Source organism: Mycetocola miduiensis (assembly GCF_900115155.1).
Taxonomy (GTDB): domain Bacteria; phylum Actinomycetota; class Actinomycetes; order Actinomycetales; family Microbacteriaceae; genus Mycetocola_A; species Mycetocola_A miduiensis.
This window is the reverse complement of record NZ_FOVM01000005.1, coordinates 21,146-40,014: the sequence shown is the minus strand read 5'-3', so window position 1 is coordinate 40,014 and position 18,869 is coordinate 21,146. Positions and strand designations below refer to the sequence as shown.

20 protein-coding genes are annotated in these 18,869 nt (G+C 65.9%); 18 read left to right on the top strand and 2 right to left on the bottom strand.

Translation table 11 applies throughout. The features are described 5' to 3' along the window. Positions 1 to 19: 19 nt before the first annotated feature. The 8 genes from BM197_RS09260 to BM197_RS09225 all read left to right on the top strand — a co-directional run bounded on the left by BM197_RS09260 (position 20) and on the right by BM197_RS09225 (position 6,809). Positions 20 to 1,102: a histidinol-phosphate transaminase gene (locus BM197_RS09260; RefSeq protein WP_090710840.1), complete on the top strand. Its 1,083-nt coding sequence runs from the start codon at positions 20 to 22 to the stop codon at positions 1,100 to 1,102. Continuing rightward, the gene (gene hisB, locus BM197_RS09255) at positions 1,099 to 1,737 is read left to right on the top strand and encodes an imidazoleglycerol-phosphate dehydratase HisB (RefSeq protein WP_090710838.1); all 639 of its coding nucleotides are present in this window, start codon (positions 1,099 to 1,101) and stop codon (positions 1,735 to 1,737) included. Before BM197_RS09260 ends, hisB begins: the two co-directional genes overlap by 4 nt. Beyond that, entirely contained in the window at positions 1,734 to 2,384 is a 651-nt protein-coding gene (gene hisH / locus BM197_RS09250) for an imidazole glycerol phosphate synthase subunit HisH (protein WP_090710836.1), read from the top strand. The genes hisB and hisH overlap by 4 nt, the downstream gene beginning before the upstream one ends. Positions 2,385 to 2,434: 50 nt before the next feature. Next, a complete protein-coding gene (gene priA, locus BM197_RS09245) occupies positions 2,435 to 3,181 on the top strand; it encodes a bifunctional 1-(5-phosphoribosyl)-5-((5-phosphoribosylamino)methylideneamino)imidazole-4-carboxamide isomerase/phosphoribosylanthranilate isomerase PriA (RefSeq protein WP_090710834.1) in 747 nt (248 codons plus the stop codon). Further along, positions 3,165 to 3,932, top strand: a complete 768-nt coding sequence (locus BM197_RS09240) for an SseB family protein (RefSeq protein ID WP_090710833.1) — start codon at positions 3,165 to 3,167, stop codon at positions 3,930 to 3,932. The genes priA and BM197_RS09240 overlap by 17 nt, the downstream gene beginning before the upstream one ends. Positions 3,933 to 4,017: 85 nt before the next feature. Continuing rightward, positions 4,018 to 4,533: an SRPBCC family protein gene (locus BM197_RS09235; RefSeq protein ID WP_090710831.1), complete on the top strand. Its 516-nt coding sequence runs from the start codon at positions 4,018 to 4,020 to the stop codon at positions 4,531 to 4,533. A gap of 51 nt (positions 4,534 to 4,584) precedes the next feature. Continuing rightward, entirely contained in the window at positions 4,585 to 5,040 is a 456-nt protein-coding gene (locus BM197_RS09230; RefSeq protein ID WP_090710829.1) for an LpqB family beta-propeller domain-containing protein, read from the top strand. Then, positions 5,037 to 6,809, top strand: coding sequence for a DUF5671 domain-containing protein (locus BM197_RS09225; protein WP_090710828.1), 1,773 nt, complete (start codon positions 5,037 to 5,039; stop codon positions 6,807 to 6,809). The genes BM197_RS09230 and BM197_RS09225 overlap by 4 nt, the downstream gene beginning before the upstream one ends. Before the next feature lie 205 nt (positions 6,810 to 7,014). On the opposite strand, the gene BM197_RS09220 is transcribed toward BM197_RS09225, so the two are convergent. Next, complete coding sequence (locus BM197_RS09220) at positions 7,015 to 7,380, bottom strand: DUF1844 domain-containing protein (protein WP_177216793.1); 366 nt, start codon at positions 7,378 to 7,380, stop codon at positions 7,015 to 7,017. Positions 7,381 to 7,648: 268 nt separating this feature from the next. Between BM197_RS09220 and infC the strand changes: the two genes are divergently transcribed. The 10 genes from infC to pheT all read left to right on the top strand — a co-directional run bounded on the left by infC (position 7,649) and on the right by pheT (position 16,854). Beyond that, positions 7,649 to 8,233, top strand: coding sequence for a translation initiation factor IF-3 (gene infC, locus BM197_RS09215; RefSeq protein ID WP_090710825.1), 585 nt, complete (start codon positions 7,649 to 7,651; stop codon positions 8,231 to 8,233). After that, positions 8,226 to 8,420, top strand: a complete 195-nt coding sequence (gene rpmI, locus BM197_RS09210) for a 50S ribosomal protein L35 (RefSeq protein ID WP_090710823.1) — start codon at positions 8,226 to 8,228, stop codon at positions 8,418 to 8,420. The genes infC and rpmI overlap by 8 nt, the downstream gene beginning before the upstream one ends. A gap of 26 nt (positions 8,421 to 8,446) precedes the next feature. After that, positions 8,447 to 8,839, top strand: a complete 393-nt coding sequence (gene rplT / locus BM197_RS09205; protein WP_090710822.1) for a 50S ribosomal protein L20 — start codon at positions 8,447 to 8,449, stop codon at positions 8,837 to 8,839. A 103-nt stretch (positions 8,840 to 8,942) separates the two neighbouring features. Then, positions 8,943 to 9,752: a TrmH family RNA methyltransferase gene (locus BM197_RS09200; RefSeq protein WP_090710820.1), complete on the top strand. Its 810-nt coding sequence runs from the start codon at positions 8,943 to 8,945 to the stop codon at positions 9,750 to 9,752. An 85-nt stretch (positions 9,753 to 9,837) separates the two neighbouring features. Then, positions 9,838 to 10,626 (top strand): amino acid ABC transporter ATP-binding protein, encoded by a 789-nt coding sequence (locus BM197_RS09195; protein ID WP_090710818.1) that lies wholly within the window; start codon positions 9,838 to 9,840, stop codon positions 10,624 to 10,626. A gap of 90 nt (positions 10,627 to 10,716) precedes the next feature. Further along, the gene (locus BM197_RS09190; RefSeq protein WP_090710816.1) at positions 10,717 to 11,583 is read left to right on the top strand and encodes a glutamate ABC transporter substrate-binding protein; all 867 of its coding nucleotides are present in this window, start codon (positions 10,717 to 10,719) and stop codon (positions 11,581 to 11,583) included. 81 nt (positions 11,584 to 11,664) lie between these two features. After that, entirely contained in the window at positions 11,665 to 12,312 is a 648-nt protein-coding gene (locus BM197_RS09185) for an amino acid ABC transporter permease (protein ID WP_090710813.1), read from the top strand. Further along, a complete protein-coding gene (locus BM197_RS09180; protein ID WP_090711185.1) occupies positions 12,309 to 13,232 on the top strand; it encodes an amino acid ABC transporter permease in 924 nt (307 codons plus the stop codon). The genes BM197_RS09185 and BM197_RS09180 overlap by 4 nt, the downstream gene beginning before the upstream one ends. Before the next feature lie 54 nt (positions 13,233 to 13,286). Beyond that, a complete protein-coding gene (gene pheS, locus BM197_RS09175; protein ID WP_090710812.1) occupies positions 13,287 to 14,327 on the top strand; it encodes a phenylalanine--tRNA ligase subunit alpha in 1,041 nt (346 codons plus the stop codon). Position 14,328: 1 nt separating this feature from the next. Then, positions 14,329 to 16,854, top strand: a complete 2,526-nt coding sequence (gene pheT, locus BM197_RS09170) for a phenylalanine--tRNA ligase subunit beta (RefSeq protein ID WP_090710810.1) — start codon at positions 14,329 to 14,331, stop codon at positions 16,852 to 16,854. 450 nt (positions 16,855 to 17,304) lie between these two features. Here pheT and BM197_RS09165 read toward each other — a convergent pair whose 3' ends face one another. Further along, the gene (locus BM197_RS09165; protein ID WP_090710808.1) at positions 17,305 to 18,819 is read right to left on the bottom strand and encodes an SDR family oxidoreductase; all 1,515 of its coding nucleotides are present in this window, start codon (positions 18,817 to 18,819) and stop codon (positions 17,305 to 17,307) included. Between the last annotated feature and the right edge of the window lie 50 nt (positions 18,820 to 18,869).

Below are 18,869 nucleotides of genomic sequence, written 5' to 3'. Positions count from 1 at the left end.
CCGTCGGTAAACTTGTCGGGTGAGTTCTCTCGAGTCCCTGCCCATCCGCGACGACCTGCGCGGCAAGACGCCCTACGGGGCTCCCCAGAAGACCGTCCCCGTGGCGCTCAACGTCAACGAGAACACGCATCCGATTCCTGAGGTCGTCGCCCGCGACATCGTGACCGCCCTCGCCTCCGCCGTCCTCGGCGCCAACCGGTACCCCGACCGTGAGTTCAGCGCGCTGCGCGACAGCCTCGCTGGGTACCTCGGACACGGGCTCAGCCGGGACAACATCTGGGCCGCGAACGGATCCAACGAAGTGCTCCAGCAGGCGCTGCAGGCCTTCGGTGGTCCGGGCCGGACCCTCCTCGGTTTTGCGCCGACCTATTCGATGTATTCGCTCCTTGCCTCAGGGACGGGGACCACGTGGCTCGCCGCCGAGCGGGACGCCGAGTATGAGTTGTCGCCGGCCACTGCTGCTGCGGCCGTGGCGAAGGCTCAACCGGACATCGTCTTCCTCTGCTCGCCGAACAACCCGACCGGTACGCCCCTCGCGCTCGACACGATCAAGGCGGTCTATGACGCGACTGACGGCATCGTCGTCGTCGACGAGGCATACGTCGAGTTCGCACCGCACGACATCCCGAGCGCCCTGACCCTGCTGCCCGGCCGCGAGCGACTGCTCGTCTCGCGGACGATGAGCAAGGCGTTCGCTTTCGCCGGCATCCGGGTGGGGTATCTCGCCGCGGACCCCGCCGTGACGGATGCCCTCCGTCTCGTGCGGCTGCCTTACCACCTGTCCGCACTCACCCAGGCGGCGGCGACCGCCGCACTCGCGCACAGCGACGCGATGCTCGCCATGGTCGACGACATCCGGGTCCAGCGCGACCGCATCACCGCAGGACTGACCCAGCTGGGCTTCCACGCCTACCGCAGCCACAGCAACTTCGTTCTTTTCGGGGGAGTGGAGAACCCGCACGCCCTGTTCGAAGCGTTGCTGGAGCGAGGTATCCTGATCCGCGACATCGGGCTACCCGGCCAGCTGCGCGTTACCGCCGGCACCGAAGCAGAGACGACCGCGTTCCTCGACGCGATGGCCGCGATAGGCTCGAAACCATGAGCGTCGAAACCATCAGCACCGAGCACATCGGCACCGAGAGGCGTGTCGCCCGCATCCAGCGTGAGACGAGCGAATCCAGCATCGAACTGTCGATCAACCTCGACGGCACCGGCACGAGCGACATCGACACGTCCGTTCCGTTCTACGACCACCTGCTGACGGCGTTCGCGAAGCATTCGCTCACTGACCTCACTGTGCGCGCCAAGGGGGACACAGATATCGATGTGCACCACACAGTGGAGGACATCGGAATCGCGCTCGGCCAGGCGATCAAAGAAGCACTCGGCACCAAGTCGGGGATCTCCCGGTACGGTGATGCGCTTGTTCCGCTCGACGAAGCACTCGTGCAGGCGGTCGTCGATATCTCCGGCCGCCCGTACCTCGTGCACTCCGGCGAGCCCGCCGGTTTCGAGTTCCACCTGATCGGCGGGCACTTCACCGGATCGATGATCCGCCACGTCTTCGAGGCGATCACATACAACGCCGCCCTCACCGTGCACGTCCGGGTTCTCGGTGGCCGCGACCCGCACCACATCGCCGAGGCCGAATTCAAGGCCTTCGCCCGGGCGTTTCGGCTGGCGAAGGCGCTCGACCCCGAAGTGACGGGTATCCCATCGACGAAAGGTGTGCTGTGAGCGGAGGGTCTTCTCCTCGCGTCGTCGTCCTCGACTACGGCAGCGGAAACGTGCACTCTGCGGTCAAGGCGCTCGAAGCGGCCGGGGCCAACGTTGAGCTCACCGGTAACCGTGCGCGCGCAATGGAAGCCGACGGCCTCCTTGTGCCAGGCGTCGGCGCATTCAGCGCCGTGATGGAGCAGCTGAACAAGAACCGGAGCGCTGAGATCGTCGACCGCCGCCTGGCCGGGGGTCGTAAGGTGCTCGGCATCTGCGTCGGCATGCAGGTCATGTTCGAACGCGGCGTCGAACGCGGTATGGACACCGAAGGTCTCGGCGAGTGGCCCGGCGCCGTCACCGAACTGGATTCCCCCGTGCTCCCGCACATGGGCTGGAACACGGTGGATGCCCCGGAGAATTCGGTCCTCTTCGCCGGCCTCCGGGACGAACGCTTCTACTTCGTGCACTCCTACGCCGCGCAACACTGGACGCTCGAAGCGACGCGCCCGTTCCCTGAGCCTCGGGTGACCTGGTCCGAACACGGCGCCCGTTTCATCGCCGCCGTCGAGAACGGTCCCCTCTCCGCCACCCAGTTCCACCCCGAGAAGTCGGGAGAAGCCGGCATCCGGCTGCTGAGGAACTGGGTCGGCTCCCTTACCACCGACTGACGAATACCCATGCGGCGTCCAACTGCCGCGCCCGAAAACCAAGGACAATAATGAGTGAGTTCAACTCGACGCCGAAGCTTGTGCTGCTTCCTGCGGTCGACGTCGCCGACGGCAAGGCCGTCCGGCTGACCCAGGGCGAGGCCGGCACCGAAACCAACTACGGTGACCCGGTGGATGCGGCATCCGACTGGGCGACGCAGGGAGCCGAGTGGATTCACCTCGTCGACCTCGACGCCGCGTTCGGCCGAGGCAGCAACTCCGGCGTCATCCGCAAGGTGATCAAGCAGGTCCGCGGCGTGAACGTCGAGCTGTCAGGAGGCATTCGTGACGACGCGTCACTCGAGGCCGCTCTCGCAACCGGGGTCAAGCGGATCAACCTTGGTACAGCCGCGCTCGAGAACCCGGAGTGGGCAGCCAATGTCATCGGGCAGTATGGGGAGGCGATCGCCGTCGGTCTCGACGTTCGCGGCACGACCCTCGCCGCTCGCGGCTGGACCAAGGACGGCGGCGACCTGTGGACCGTCATCGACCGGCTCGAACAGGCTGGCTGCGCGCGTTACGTTGTGACCGACGTCACCAAGGACGGCACCCTGCAGGGCCCGAACATCGAGCTGCTCCGCCAGGTTCTTGAACGCACGAACCGGCCCGTCGTCGCCTCCGGCGGTGTGTCCAGCCTCGACGACCTCGTCGCGCTGCGTTCGCTCGTCCCTCTCGGGCTCGAGGGTGCCATCGTCGGCAAGGCGCTCTATGCGGGCGCCTTCACGCTCGCTGAGGCGCTGGATGTCGCATCCGACTGACTCCGCGGATTCGGCGGGCCAGCCGTGGCAGGGCCGTTCGTTCGGTGATGCCCCGGCGTCGACCGATGACGGGTCAGCGCCCGAACTCCTGATCAGTGCGTTGGCGCGGTTCCACGACGGCACATCCGGTGAAGCGGATGTCGTCGACGCGTTCCGCACGTCCCGGCTGCTGATCCCGCTGGTCGCGCACGCCGGCGACGTCGGGATCGGGCCGAACGGCCAGAAGGTCGACAAGACGCAGGAACTCTCGATCGTGACCGTCGGGGGACCGGACGGCCGCAATGTCCTGCCGGTGTTCTCGTCGGTTACGGCCATGGCTGCGTGGAACGTGAAAGCGCGCCCGGTGCCGGCCGACGGCATCCGTGTCGCGCTAGCTGCGGCGAGCGAGAGCACGGACCTTGTCGTCCTCGACCCGACGAGCCCGACCGAGTTCGCCATCCGCCGCCCGGCGCTGTGGGCGATCGCCCAGTCGCAGCCGTGGCAGCCTGGCTATGCGAACCCGGATGTTCTCGACGCCTTCCTCACCAGTGTGCGATCGGAACTGGCGGTCCTCAACGTCCGGCTTGCTGCCGGCGACACTTCGGCTCGCCTCGGCGGACCCGAAGTGATTGTGCGGCTTGAACTCGTCGACGGCCTCACCCGCGCCGAACTCGATGTCACACTGAACCGGCTGGCCCAGCGCTGGGCGGCGAGTGACATCATCGCCACCCGGGTGGATTCCCTGAGGGTGAAGCTGGAAGCGTCCGCCTGAACCGTTCCAGAGTCTGACAGCATCCGCTTTCCCGGTGCGTGCCCCGAGTATGGTGGTGCCATCAGTCACCCGGAAGGAAGCAACGATGCCGCAGCCCACTGGGAAGGTGACGCGTTCAGGCGCTGGAACCTTCGAACTTGAACTTACCCGCACCTTCGACGCCCCCGCCGCTGATGTGTGGGCGAGCCTCACCGATCCCGAACGGACCGCCGAATGGATCGGTCCGTGGCGCGGGCGACCGGGAACCGGCAGCACCGTGGAGCTTCGCATGTCGTTCGAAGAGGGTGCGGACTGGAGTGCCGTGCGCATCGACGAGTGCAATCCGACGCACCTGCTCAGGGTCACGGCGTCGGGCGCAGGGCAGGGCGAGGAGTGGCTGCTGGAAACGCGGCTCGAAGAGAACGACGGCCAGACCGTGCTGACCTTCGTTCACTTTCTCGACGACGTCGCCACCGCCGAGATGAGCGGCCCCGGCTGGGAGCACTACCTCGACCTGCTCGTGGCATCCCGTGCTGGTGTGCCGCGCCCCGAGTGGGACGACTACTTCCCGGCTCAGCTCGAGTATTACTCCGAACAGGTTCGCCGCGCCTCCGCCGGTTAGCGGCCCGTTCTCGGGGTGCCCACGCCGGAACAGGTGCGCCATACTGACCAGATGACGCACGCCACAGCTGGTGCCCGCAGAAGTCTGATTCTTCTCCTCACCGTGATCGCCGTGTTGGTGATCGTCGCGCTTGTCCTGGTTTTCACCAGGGGCGAACCGGAGCTGCTCGACGAGTCCACGCCGGAGGGGGTGGTGCAGCGATACTCGACAGCTGTCCTCGAGGGTGACGACGACGCGGCCATGGACTACCTCTCCGCCGGCGCCCAGGAGGAATGCGGGACCGTCCAGAACACATCCGCTGACGATATCCGGATCACACTCATCTCGACAGACCAGCGCGACGACAGTGCGGATGTGCGTGTGCAGGTCAGTAGGCACGAGGGGGGCGCGTTCGGGTCGGAGTACAGCTACGAAGAAGACTTTCGCCTCGTGCAGGAGGGCGGCGACTGGGTCATCGAAACCGCCCCGTGGGAACTCGCCATCTGCCTGATGGACGGTGCGAAGTGAGTGCCGTCCAGGCCCCATATGCGCCTGCTCCTGGGCCGACGGCCGGTCAGACGGTCCGCAGGCTCATTGTCTATACGCTTCTTTTCGTCCTCGTCGTCATCACCGCGATCGGCGTGCAGACCCTGCTCAGCCTGGTCCTCGGGCCAGACACTCTCCTCGTCGGGAACAATACGTCCACCATCGCGCAGGGGCTGGCGTTCACCCTGATCGGCGGCCCGCTCGCTGGTGTGCTCTGGTGGATCCTCTGGCGCCGGCTGGCCGACCCTGCCGAGCGGGGAGCGATCGAGTGGGGACTCTACATCTCGGCTGTCCTGGTCGTGGCGCTGGTCTCCTCCAGCACCGCGCTGCTCTCGGTGATCGCCTCCCTGATCGACGGCGACTGGGACGCGCTAGCGCTCGGCACGGGCCTGGTCTGGGCCGCAGTCTGGGTGTGGCACCGCTGGATGTGGCGCCACCCGTCGAAGGGCCCGGTCGAACTTGTCACGCTGCCTCTCATCATCGGCGCGGCGTTCGGCCTCGTGCTCGGCTCCTTGAGCGCCATCACCCTGCTCAACGGGATCTTCACGACGGCGATTCGCGACCTGACGTCATCCCCGACGATCGGCGGGCCGTGGTGGATCGGAACCCTGCAGGCGCTGGTCTGGGCGGTCGGCGGGGGAGCCGTGTGGGCCTGGCACTGGTACCGGGAAGGGGCACGCACCACGACCAACGGGCTCGCGAACGTCTTCCTCATCCTGTTCGGGATTCTCCTCGCCAGCGTTGCGTCCCTCGGCGGCATCGGCACCGTGCTGTACGTGGTCCTTCGACTGCTGTTCGACAATTCCGAGCCGGTGGGCGAACTGTTGTCCCCGCTCGGACTCGCGCTCGCGGCCGCGGCAGTCGGAACCGCAGTCTGGACCTACCACCGCGCCGTCGCCATCGACCGGTCACCGTCGACGCGGCAGGCGAGCATCCTTGCGACGAGCGGTGTCGCCCTCGTCGGTGCGGCATCCGGTCTCGGGGTCGTCGTCAACTCGGCACTGGGTATCCTCTCCACGCCGCTCGCGGGGGAGGGTCTTCGTCCGTTGCTGCTCGGAGGACTCAGTGCGCTCCTCGTCGGTGGTGTCGCGTGGATCCTGTCCTGGCGGCCGCTCCGTCCAGCGGATGCCTCGCGGCTGACGACAGGGCGACGCATCTACCTCATCGCAGTGTTCGGCATCAGTGCCATCGTCGCCCTGATCACCCTGCTCGTCATCGGTTTCCAGGTGTTCCAGGTCGTCCTGCAGGGCGGCTCCGGCCTTATCGACCAGATCCGTGCACCGCTCGGGCTGCTTACCGCGACGGCGCTGGTCGCTGGCTATCACTTCGCGGTCTGGCGGGAGGACCAGGCGGATGCCGTCGCGCCGGCCCCGGCGTCACGTCGGCGAACGATCGGCGAGGTCATCCTCGTGACGGCCGCAGACCCGGCCCCGTTCGTCCAGGCCATTCAGGCGGTGACCGGAGCATCCGTCGCCGTCTGGCGGATGGCATCCGCTGGACCCGGAACCCTGCCGGGAGTGGAACAGGAACTTGCGGGTGTCCGGGCGCAGGGGCCGCTGCCGGTTCCTCCGCCGATTGAGGATCTGCCGCTGGCGTCCTCCTACACCCCGGCGGCGCCGGCCGGGGTGGCTGCCGGACCTGCGGCAGATGCGGAGCGTCTCATGCGGGCACTGGAAGGAGTAACGGGGCGACGTGTCCTGGTTCTCCTCGGTCCCGGCCCTCGCCTGGAAGTGGTCCCGCTGGTCGACTGACCGTTCAGTGGCGGAGCATTTCCAGCCGTAGTGAACTGGTGAACAAGGCGGGCGACGACGAATTGTGCCGAGGGTGTGGTCGGGCGCCCAGCCTTCAAGCCGTTTGTGAACTGCCGGACAAGGCGAAGCGGTGTGTGCCGCGTCCAGGGCGTGGACGGGCGTCCACGGGCGGGGACGCGGCGCACGCCGCGGAGCCGCAGAAGGACTAGTTAACCGGCCCCGTCCATTTTTCCCCCGGCCCCTTCCCAATGGGGTCGGGGATGACGGATGCCTCACGGAACGCAAGCTGCAGCGAACGCAACCCGTCGCGCAGGCTCCGAGCGTGCATGTCGCTGATCTCGGGTGCCCCAGCAGTGATCAGGCCGGCAAGCGCGTTGATGAGCTTCCTGGCTTCGTCGAGGTCGAGCTGGCTGTCGGGGTCGTCGGCGAGGCCGCACTTCACGGCCGCTGCGCTCATCAGGTGGACGGCGGTCGTGGTGATGACCTCGACGGCGCCGACGTCGGCGATATCGCGCGAAGCATCCGCTGCCGCGTCTTCAATGTTGTCGTAAGGGGATTCGTTAGTGCTCAATGCCAACCTCTGCTAGACTTTAGGACGGCTCCGGGACTATGTCTCGGTACGAAAGAGGAAATTTCCCACCCGCGCTTGACCGCTTCACTAAGGTTACCGGGTTGTTGTACTCCGCCAGACGCATGGTCCCCATGCCGAGGTAGTCAGGGTACGAGCCGCTGTGATGGCTGAACCATTACGGCTGCGATGTGGTATTTCTCCTCTCTCGCCCGGTGCAGGCATCCGTCTGAACCGATGGTCACGAGTTTTGAGTTAGAGGAGTTTACGCATTAGCGATCCCCGTACAAACGACCGAATCCGCGTCCCCGAGGTTCGCCTCGTCGGTCCCGCCGGAGAACAGGTCGGCGTCGTCAAAATCGAGGTGGCATTGCGCCTGGCGCAGGATGCCGACCTCGACCTCGTCGAGGTTGCACCCAACTCCAAGCCACCGGTCGCAAAGATCATGGATTACGGCAAGTTCAAGTACGAGGCTGCGCAGAAGGCGAAAGAAGCCCGGCGCAACCAGGCGAACACGATCCTCAAAGAGGTTCGTTTCCGCCTCAAGATCGACAAGCACGACTACGAGACGAAAGTAAAGCGCGCTGAGGGATTCCTCAAGGGTGGCGACAAGGTCAAAGCAATGATCCTGTTCCGCGGCCGTGAGCAGTCCCGCCCCGACCAGGGCGTGCGCTTGCTCCAGAAATTTGCCGAAGATGTTGCGGAGTTGGGCACTGTTGAGTCCTCTCCGACCATTGACGGTCGAAACATGGTCATGGTCATTGGTCCTCTGAAGAACAAGTCAGAGGCCAAGGCCGAGGCCAACGCACATCGTGCTGCCGACAAGGCAGCGAAGCAGGAGGAAAACAATGCCTAAGCAGAAGACCCACTCCGGGGCCAAGAAGCGGTTCAAGCTCACCGGTTCCGGCAAGATCAAGAAGCAGCAGTCGGGCATGCGCCACAACCTCGAGGTGAAGTCCGGCCAGCGCAAGCGTCGCCTGAACTCCGACCAGCTTGTGTCGGCGGCCGACTTCAAGAACATCAAGAAGCTTCTCGGTCGCTAGACCAGACCCGATAGGAATATAGACAAATGGCAAGAGTAAAAAGGGCGGTAAACGCTCACAAGAAGCGTCGGGTCATCCTCGAGCGCGCCGAGGGTTACCGCGGTCAGCGTTCACGCCTGTACCGCAAGGCCAAGGAGCAGGTCACCCACTCCATGGTTTACGCGTACCGTGACCGCCGCCAGAAGAAGGGTGACTTCCGTCGCCTCTGGATCCAGCGGATCAACGCGGCATCGCGCGCCAACGGCCTGACCTACAACCGCCTCATCCAGGGTCTGGGTCTTGCTGGCATCGAGGTCGACCGTCGCATCCTCGCTGAACTCGCCGTTCACGAGCCCGCCACGTTCGCTGCCCTCGTTCAGAGCGCCAAGAACGCTCTCCCGGCCGACACGTCGGCTCCGAAGGCTGACGCTGCGGCGTAGTCTCCTGCTTGTTACAACGGGCATTCCGCTTTCGCGGGATGCCCGTTGTTGCGTTTCTGGCGAGCCTGTCGGCTCTCCCGGCTGCCCCTCCTAGACTGGGGCCGTGCTTGATAATCCACGTTCCCCGCGCGTCAGAGCGGTCGCCAAACTTGCCAAACGCCCAGGCCGCGCAGAGACGGGACTGTTCCTCCTCGAAGGCCCGCAGGCGGTCGCCGAGGCGCTGATGTTCCGGCCTCAGCTCTTCGTCGAATTGTTCGCGACGCCCACGGCGCTCGAACGCTACACAGACATCGCCGAGAAGGCCGTTGCCGCCGGCATTGAGATCGAGTACGTCTCCGAAGAAGTCCTCAATGTGATGAGTGACACGGTGACCCCCCAGGGATTCATCGCTGTCGCCCACCAGTTCCCCACGTCGATGAAAGACATCTTCGCGGCGGGGCCGAAGCTGATCGCGATCCTCGAAGAGGTCCGTGACCCGGGCAACCTCGGCACGATCATCCGTGCCGCAGACTCCGCTGGGGCGGATGCCGTCATCCTGACCGGTCGCACCGTCGACCTGTACAACCCGAAGGTCGTCCGGTCGACCACGGGGTCGCTGTTTCACTTACCGATCGCGGTTGGCGCAGAATTGCCGAATGTCATCCAGCGCGCCCGCGCCGCTGGCCTCACCGTTCTCGCGGCAGACGTGAAGGGCACCAGCCTGCTCGACGCCCGCGCCGACGGCACTCTTGGCGGCCCGACCGCGTGGCTCTTCGGCAATGAAGCACACGGACTCACCGACGAGCAGCTGCCGCTGGCGGATGCTGCGATCACGGTGCCCATCTACGGCCACGCGGAGTCGATGAACCTCGCCACCGCGGCATCCGTCTGCCTGTACGAATCTGCCTTCTCGCAGCGTTCCGCCGCATCCTGAACGTACGGGAATGTTTGGTTACAACTGAGTAACGGGGGCTGCTCCGATATGCGCGCGAAACATGGAGTCCCCTACGTTGGATCCCATGGAACCAACGCTTATCCCGCACACCACAAGTGTGCCCGTTGCCAAACGTGGCGAGCCTCTTGTCGTCATGGACGGGGTGAACAAGCACTACGGTGAACTCCACGTCCTCAAGGACATCAACACCTCGGTCGCACGTGGTGAGGTTGTGGTTGTCATCGGCCCGAGCGGCTCCGGTAAATCGACGCTGTGCCGCGCGATCAACCGGCTCGAGACGATCGACGCCGGAACGATCTCCATCGATGGCAAGAAACTGCCCGAAGAAGGGGCCGACCTCGCCCACCTGCGCGCAGACGTGGGCATGGTCTTCCAGTCCTTCAACCTCTTCGCCCACAAGACGGTCCTCGAGAACGTCACCCTCGCGCCGCTCAAGGTGAAGAAGATGTCGAAGAAGGATGCGACGGAGCGCGCGATGACGCTGCTTGAACGCGTCGGAGTCGCCAACCAGGCCAACAAGATGCCCGCGCAGCTCTCTGGCGGCCAGCAGCAGCGTGTGGCGATCGCAAGGTCGCTCGCGATGAGCCCCAAGCTCATCCTCATGGATGAGCCGACGAGCGCTCTCGACCCCGAGATGATCAACGAGGTTCTCGACGTCATGGTGGGACTCGCCAAGGAGGGCATGACGATGATCGTCGTGACCCACGAGATGGGCTTCGCCCGCAAGGCTGCCGACCGGGTGCTCTTCATGGCGGACGGTGAGATCGTCGAAGAGGCTACTCCCGAACAGTTCTTCACGACACCCAAGTCTGACCGGGCGAAAGACTTCCTGTCGAAGATTCTCGAGCACTGACCACCGGGCTGCGGCGTTCGGCCGCGCCCGTTTCCCTTGACCGTCCTCGGCGGTCGAGACACAGCACAACACAAGAGGAATGAGAAGCTGATGAAGCGTAAGAAGCTATCCCTGATCGCTCTCGGAGGAGCCGCTCTGCTGGCCCTCTCTGCCTGCGCGGGTGGCGACGGCGGCGGCGCCGCTGCACCGGAGCCGGAAGAGAAGCCGACGTTCGAAGCGGGCACCACCATGGCTGAGCTTGCTGAGGCCGGTTCGATCACCATCGGGACCAAGTTCGACCAGCCGCTGTTCGGCCTCGTCGGCCCGAGCGGCGAGCCCGAGGGCTTCGACGTCGAGATCGGCAAGATCATCGCCGCGAAGCTCGGCATCGCGGACGACAAGATCGAGTGGAAGGAGACGGTTTCCGCGAACCGCGAGCCGTTCATTCAGAACGGTGAGGTCGACCTCGTCATCGCCACGTACACGATCAACGACAAGCGCAAGGAAGTCATCTCCTTCGCCGGGCCGTACTACATGGCAGGCCAGTCGATCCTGACGCTCGCCGACAACGACGACATCAAGAGCGAGAAGGACCTCGTCGGGCAGCCGGTCTGTTCCGTCACCGGTTCGACCCCGGCCGCCAAGCTGGCCGAAATCGGCGCAGAGCCCGTTCTCACCGACACCTACTCGAACTGCCTGGAGCCGCTGCGCACCGGACAGGTCGTCGCCGTGTCGACCGACAACGTGATCCTCGCGGGCCTCGCCGCACAGAACGAGGGCGAGTTCAAGGTGGTCGGCAAGCCGTTCACCGAGGAGCCTTACGGCATCGGCCTCGCGAAGGACGACACCGAGTTCCGCAACTTCATCAACGACACCCTCGAGGAAGCCTACGAAGACGGTTCGTACGAAGAAGCATGGGACAGCACCGCTGGCACCGTGCTCGAGTTCGTCGAGCCGCCGGCTGTAGACCGCTACTAGTCCCAACCGTGAACGGGGCGGGGGACTTTCTCCCCGCCCCGTCCACGAGCCCGTCGTACAGACAGAAACGGAAGAGGCCACATGGACGTCATCATCGACAACATGCCTCGGTACCTCGAGGGTTTCAGCATGACCCTGCAACTGCTCGTCGTTGCAGCGATCGCCTCCCTCGTCCTCGGCACCTTCATCGCCATCATGCGCATCTCGCCCGTTCCCTCGCTCCGCGGTTTTGCGGCGGCATACACCGAGCTGGTCCGTAACACGCCGCTCACCCTCATCCTCTTCTTCTGCGCGTTCATCCTCCCGTACCTGGGCGCACGGATGCCGTACGAGCAGTTCGCCATGATCGGTTTGAGTGTCTACACCTCGCCCTTCATCGCTGAAGCACTCCGCTCGGGCATCAACGGCGTTCCCATCGGCCAGGCCGAAGCCGCTCGAAGCGTGGGACTCGGGTTCGGGCAGACCGTCGGCTATGTCGTCCTTCCCCAGGCATTCCGCATGGTGATCCCGCCCCTCATCAACGTCATCATCGCGCTGACCAAGAACACGTCGGTTGCCGGCGGCTTCTTCGTCGTCGAACTGTTCGCCATCGGTAAGGAACTCGCCAACGCCAACGGCGACGCCGTCATCGCCGTCCTCCTCGGCGTTGCGACCTTCTACCTGCTGATCACCATCCCGCTCGGCTTCTTTGCCGGTCGGCTCGAGAAGAAGTGGGTGGTGTCGCGATGAGCAATTCCGTTCTGTTCGACGCACCGGGCCCGAAAGCCCGTCGTCTTTCGATCACGCTGTCCATCGTGGTGGGCGTACTCATCGTCGCCGGACTGTACTGGCTCTACGCCGTGCTCGCCGCGCCGAGGCCCAGCTCCGGTGGAATCGTGCTTCCCGGGATGTTCGACCCCAGCCGCTGGGACGTCTTTGCGAACCCTGAGGTCTGGACGTTCATCTGGTCGGGTGTGGTCAACACTCTGCAGGCCGCAGCGGCTGCCGCCGTGCTCGCGTTGATCCTCGGAGTGGTCTTCGCCCTGCTTCGCACAGCGAAAGCATCGTGGGTCCGTGTGCCGACGACCGTCGTCCTCGAATTCGTGCGCGGCATGCCCGTGCTGCTCATGATGCTCTTCATCCTGCTCGGATTCGCGAGTGGGGCGTACTGGGCAGTTGTCCTCGCCCTCGGCCTGTACAACGGCGCCATCATCGGTGAGGCCCTGCGCGCCGGTCTTGCTGCTCTTCCGCGCGGTCAACGTGAGGCGGGGCTCAGCCTCGGCCTGCGTGAACTGCAGACGCGCATGCTCATCGAGTTCCCCCAGGCGTTCCGTCAGATGCTGCCGATCATCGTCGCTCAGCTCGTCGTACTCCTCAAGGACACCTCGCTCGGCTACATCGTCGGATACCCGGAGCTGATCCGGTCGACCATGAACAACCTGGCGAGCTTCTACGGCAACCGGTACCTGTTCTCGTTCTTCATCGTCACACTCGTGATCTACCTGATCATGAACCTGTCGCTGTCCTGGTTCGCCCGCTGGCTGTCGAAGCGCACCGACTCCGCGCGGCGTGGAGGCAAGGCCAAGAAGAACGTCCCGGTCGACCCCGGGCTGGCCATCGCCCAGGCGTCAGCGACAGCAGCACAGTCGGAATCGAAGCAGGGCCTCTAACCAGCCCCGCGCAGCGGCACGGGGCATTCGCTCCACTCGGTAGACTTGTGACCCGTGTCCGACTCTCCCGAAATTTCCGAATCCACCGTCACCGCTGCGGTTGAAGCGGCGCTCGAGGCAATAGCCGCAGCCGCTGACTCGTCCGCACTCAAGCAGGTGCGAACAGAGCACACCGGGGAAGCATCGCCTCTCGCGAAGCTCAACGGTATGCTCCGCTCCGTCGCGCCAGAGCAGAAGGCGCCGCTGGGCAAGCTCGTCGGCCAGGCCCGTGGCCGGGTCAATGCCGCATTCGCTGCTCGCGAGCACGAGATTGTCGAGGTGGAGAACGCCCGTCAGCTCGCCGCCGAAGCCGTCGACGTGACCGCCCTTGCCAGTCGCTACCGGGCCGGCGCGCGGCATCCGCTCACCCTCCTTCAGGACCGGGTGAGTGAGATCTTCACCGGAATGGGCTGGGAGATCGCGGAAGGCCCCGAGGTCGAGAGCGAGTGGTTCAACTTCGACGCCCTCAACTTCGATGCCGACCACCCCGCACGGGCCATGCAGGACACCTTCTTCATCGACCCGCCCGAGTCGCACCTCGTGCTGCGCACCCACACCTCACCGGTGCAGGTGCGGTCGCTGCTCGACCGGGAGCTTCCCGTGTACGTGCTCGCACCGGGGCGGGTTTACCGCACCGACGAGTTCGACGCGACGCACCTGCCCGTGTTCATGCAGTTCGAGGGTCTCGCGGTCGACAAAGGACTGACGATGGCGCACCTCAAGGGCACCCTCAATCACTTCGTGAAGTCGATCTTCGGTGACGAAGCGAAGATCCGCCTGCGCCCGAGCTACTTCCCGTTCACCGAGCCGAGCGCTGAGCTCGACTTCTGGCACCCGACCTTCAAGCACGGGCCGCGCTGGATCGAGTGGGGCGGCTGCGGCATGATCAACCCGAACGTGCTTCGCGCCGCCGGAATCGACCCGGACGAATATTCAGGTTTCGCCTTCGGCATGGGAATCGAGCGCGGCCTGATGCTGCGCAACGACGTCCAGGACATGCGGGAGATGGTTGAGGGCGACGTGCGCTTCTCACAGCAGTTTGGAATGGTGGTTTAGCATGCGGGTGCCCCTGAGTTGGCTCGCCGAGTACGTCGATCTCGCACCGGGATCGACGACCGAAGACGTCCACGCCGCACTGGTGAAGGTCGGTCTTGAAGAAGAAGACATCCACACCTTCGACGTGAGCGGACCGGTTGTCGTCGGAGAGGTGCTCGAGTTCGTCGAGGAACCCCAGTCGAACGGTAAAACCATCCGCTGGTGCCAGGTGCGCGTCGCACCCGACGGAGAAACCGCCGCGGACGGCGGACCGGCTGTGCACGGTATCGTCTGCGGAGCCGACAACTTCTTCGTCGGCGACAAGGTCGTCGTGACCCTGCCAGGCGCTGTGCTGCCAGGCCCGTTCCCGATCGCCGCCCGCAAAACCTACGGCCACGTCTCTGACGGAATGATCGCCTCCACCCGTGAGCTCGGCCTCGGTGACGAGCACGACGGCATCCTGCGCCTGTCGACGCTCGGTGTCGACGCCGAGGTGGGAACGGATGCCATCGCGCTGCTCGGCCTTGACGACGCGGCGATCGAGATCAACGTCACCCCCGATCGCGGCTACGCCTTCTCCATCCGAGGTGTCGCCCGCGAGTACTCTCACGCCACCGGCGCTACCTTCCGCGACCCGGCGACCCGGCCCGAGCTCGTCACCCCGGTCGGCGACGGTTACCCCGTCGCGATCGACGACGTGGCGCCGATCCGCGGACGCCAGGGCGCGAGCGTGTTCGCGACCCGCGTCGTTCGGGGGGTCGACGCGACGCGTCCGACGCCACCCTGGATGGTCTCGCGACTCAAGCTCGCGGGCATCCGTTCGATCTCGCTGCTGGTCGACATCACCAACTACGTGATGCTCGAACTCGGCCAGCCGATCCACGGTTACGACCTCGATCACCTCACCGGCGGCATCGTCGTGCGACGGGCCATCGGCGGCGAGACCCTCGAGACTCTCGATGGGCAGAAGCGAAAGCTCGACCTCGAAGACCTGCTCATCACCGATGGCTCGGGAGCGATCGGCCTCGCCGGCGTCATGGGCGGCGCCCGCACCGAGATGAGCGACGCGACGACCAATGTGCTCATCGAGGCGGCGAACTTCGACCCCGTGTCGATTGCTCGTACCGCTCGCCGGCACAAACTGCCGAGTGAAGCCTCCCGTCGGTTCGAGCGCGGGGTCGACCCGCGCATCGCCGTGGCCTCGGCGGCCCGGGTCGCCGAGCTGATGGTGTCGCTCGCCGGTGGAACAACGGATGCCGTTGCCGGCGTCGTCGGGGAACCGGCGGAACCGGAAGCGATCCGGTTCCCGGGCGGCTACGTCTCGGCGCTGATCGGCGTCGACTACACCGATGACGAGATCCGCGGCTCGCTCGAGGAAATTGGTGCGACGGTCGCCGATGCCGATGGCGGGTTGCTCGTCACGCCGCCGAGCTGGCGCCCCGACCTCACCGACAAGTCCGACCTGGCCGAGGAAGTCGCCCGCATCGTCGGGTATGACCGGATCCCGTCCGTGCTTCCCGTCGCTCCTGCAGGGCGGGGGCTGACCCGTTCGCAGCGCATCCGTCGCACGGTGGCCGACACACTCGCCGCGGCCGGATCCACTGAGATTCTCGCGTTCCCCTTCCTCGGCGCCGAAGACAACAACCTCTACGGGTCTCCCGACTCGGAGACGGTGCCGGCGATCAAGGTCGCCAACGCCCTCGACGCGAGTGCCCCATACCTGCGGACGACTCTCCTGCCCGGGCTGATCGCTGCCGCGAAGCACAATCTCTCCCGCGGACTCACTGACCTGTCGCTGTTCGAGGTCGGGCTCGTCTTCACACCGGAGGCCGGCCGCTCCTACGGCCAGGCCGAATTGCCCTCCGGCGTCGCCCTGCCGACCGACGAGCAGCTCGCGGAGCTCAACGACGGCATCCCTCCGCAGCCTCGTCACGTCGGCGTGCTGATCCTCGGTAACGCCGTACCGAAGCAGCCGGGCCAGCCCGCTGTGGCATCCGGCATTGCGGATGCCCTCGCCGCCGTCACCCAGATCGGCCTGGCGACCGGTGCACCGATCGAGGTCAAGCAGGGAAGCCACAAGGCGATGCACCCCGGCCGGACCGCTGAATTGTGGATCGGTGACCGTTCGATCGGTTTCGCCGGGGAACTGCTGCCCCAGCTGGCCCTCGACTCGGACCTGCCGCGCGTGGTCGCCGTGCTCGAGCTGGACCTCGATGCGTTGCTCGAGTCGACCGATGCGGCCTTCACCGCCGGTGTGATCGGTACGCTTCCCGCCGCCACCCAGGACCTCTCCCTTGTCGTTTCCGTTGACGCGCCTGCCGCTGCCGTCGGTGCTGCGGTACGGGAGGGCGCAGGCTCGCTGCTTGAGGACATTCGCCTGGTCGACGACTACCGGGGCCAGGGTCTCGCCGACGGCACCAAGAGCCTGACCTTCGCCCTGCGGTTCCGGGCGCCGGATCGGACCCTTACGGCGGCTGAAGCGACCGAGGCCAAGCTCGCCGGGTCTGCCCTCGCGGCTGAACGCTTTGGGGCGCACATCCGCGACTGAGTGTTCATAACTCCGCCAGAGTGACGGCCCGGGGCCCCTGCAGGGGGTGCCGGGCCGTTTCTGTTGTGTTCAGGCGGAGTTATGTGCGAGCGCGCGGACGGCGGGTGCGGCAGCCTGGCTCGGGGCATCAGGGCCAGACGCTCCCGGCGGCGATGTGGCTCTCGGCTACCGAGCGTTCATAAGTCAGCCAAACCGGCGGCGGTGACGTTCGACGGGGTCCCACGGGCGCTTCTGTGGTGTTCAGGCTGAATTGCGCACACCAGGCGAGCGACGCGGCGCCGCGGGCTCGACGGCTCTCGGTGGCTCTCGGTGGCTCTCGGTGGCTCCGGTGGCCGCGACGTGGCTCTCGGTCACCGAGCGTTCATAACTCAGCCCAAGTGGCGGCCCGGAGCCCGTCCAGAGGGTTCCGGGACCGTTTCGGTTGTGTACAGGCTGAGTTGTGCGCAGCAGCTACCAGGCGCCGGGGCGGTAGTCCTTGAGGAAGCAGCCGTACAAGTCCTCGCCGGCCTCGCCGCGCACGATCGGGTCGTATACGCGGGCAGCACCGTCGACGAGGTCGAGCGGAGCGTGGAAGCCCTCCTCGGCAAGCCGCACCTTCGTCGGGTGCGGACGCTCGTCGGTGATCCAGCCGGTGTCGACGGCGGTCATCAGGATGCCGTCCTTCTCGAGCATCTCACCGGCACTCGTGCGGGTGAGCATGTTGAGCGCAGCCTTTGCCATGTTCGTGTGCGGATGCCCCGGCCCTTTGTATCGGCGCGAGAACTGCCCTTCCATCGCCGACACGTTTACGACGTACTTCCGGCGAGCGGGGGACGCTGCCATTGACGGACGCAGGCGGCTGATCAGCAGGAAGGGCGCCGTCGTGTTGCAGAGCTGCACTTCAAGCATCTCGAGCGGGTCCACGTGCTCGACATTCTGCACCCAGCTGTTCGTCGTCTGCAGGTCGGGAACGAGCCCGCCCGCGTCGATGGCGGTGCCGTCAGCGTGCTTCGCGAGTGACGACGAGCCGGGTGCCATGGCCAGGTTCGCGAGGTCCGCGGCGGTGAGGGCGGGGGAGCCGGACTGGGCGACCGTCCCGGCGAGGGATGCGACGGAGAGCAGCGGATGCGCCGCGACGGATGCCGCGAGTGCCTCAGGGTGCTGGTCGGCGGTGTGGCCGAAGGTCTCCATTTCGGGGAGGGGACCGTCGGGGAGCGGCTGCAGTTCGGCATCCGCCAGCAGCGAGTACGAACCGGGGGAGCGGCGTACGGTCTGGGCAGCGTTGTTGATGAGGATGTCGAGGGGACCCTGGGCGGCGACAGAGTCGGCGAGGCCGATCACCTGGGCCGGGTCGCGGAGGTCGATGCCGACGACGCGCAGCCGGTGCAGCCAGTCCGCAGAGTCGGGGAGTGACGCGAACCGGCGGACGGCATCCCGCGGGAACCGCGTCGTGATCGTCGTGTGCGCCCCGTCGCGCAGCAGTCGCAGCGCGATGTACATGCCGATCTTCGCGCGGCCGCCGGTGAGCAGCGCGCGCTTGCCGGTGAGGTCGGTGCGGGCGTCGCGCTTGGTGTGGCTGAACCGGGCGCAATCCGGGCAGAGCTGGTGGTAGAACGCGTCGACGAGCGTGTACGGCTGCTTGCAGATGTAGCAGTTGCGCGGTTTCAGCAGTTCGCCTGCGGTCGGCGCCTCGATCGTCGTCGCGAGCGGGATGCCACGGGTCTCGTCGTCGATGCGATCGGATGCCCCGGTGGCGGTGGCCGCGATGACCGCCTTGTCGGCGTTGGCGATCTCGTCACGGAGCTCCCTGCGGCGGGTGCGCTTGACCGCTTTGAACATGGCGGCGGTCGCCCGGCGGACCGTGACGTAGTCCGGATGTTCCTCGTCGAGGGTGTTCATCGAAGCGAGGACGCGGAGGGTGGTTTCGAGGTCGGTGGGGTCGATCCCGTCGCCGAGGGAAGCGGGTGGCGGTGTGGCGGCGGTCATTCGGGCGATTCTACCGGAGGACATATGCCCGCTTCCTGTGTGGCGAAGTG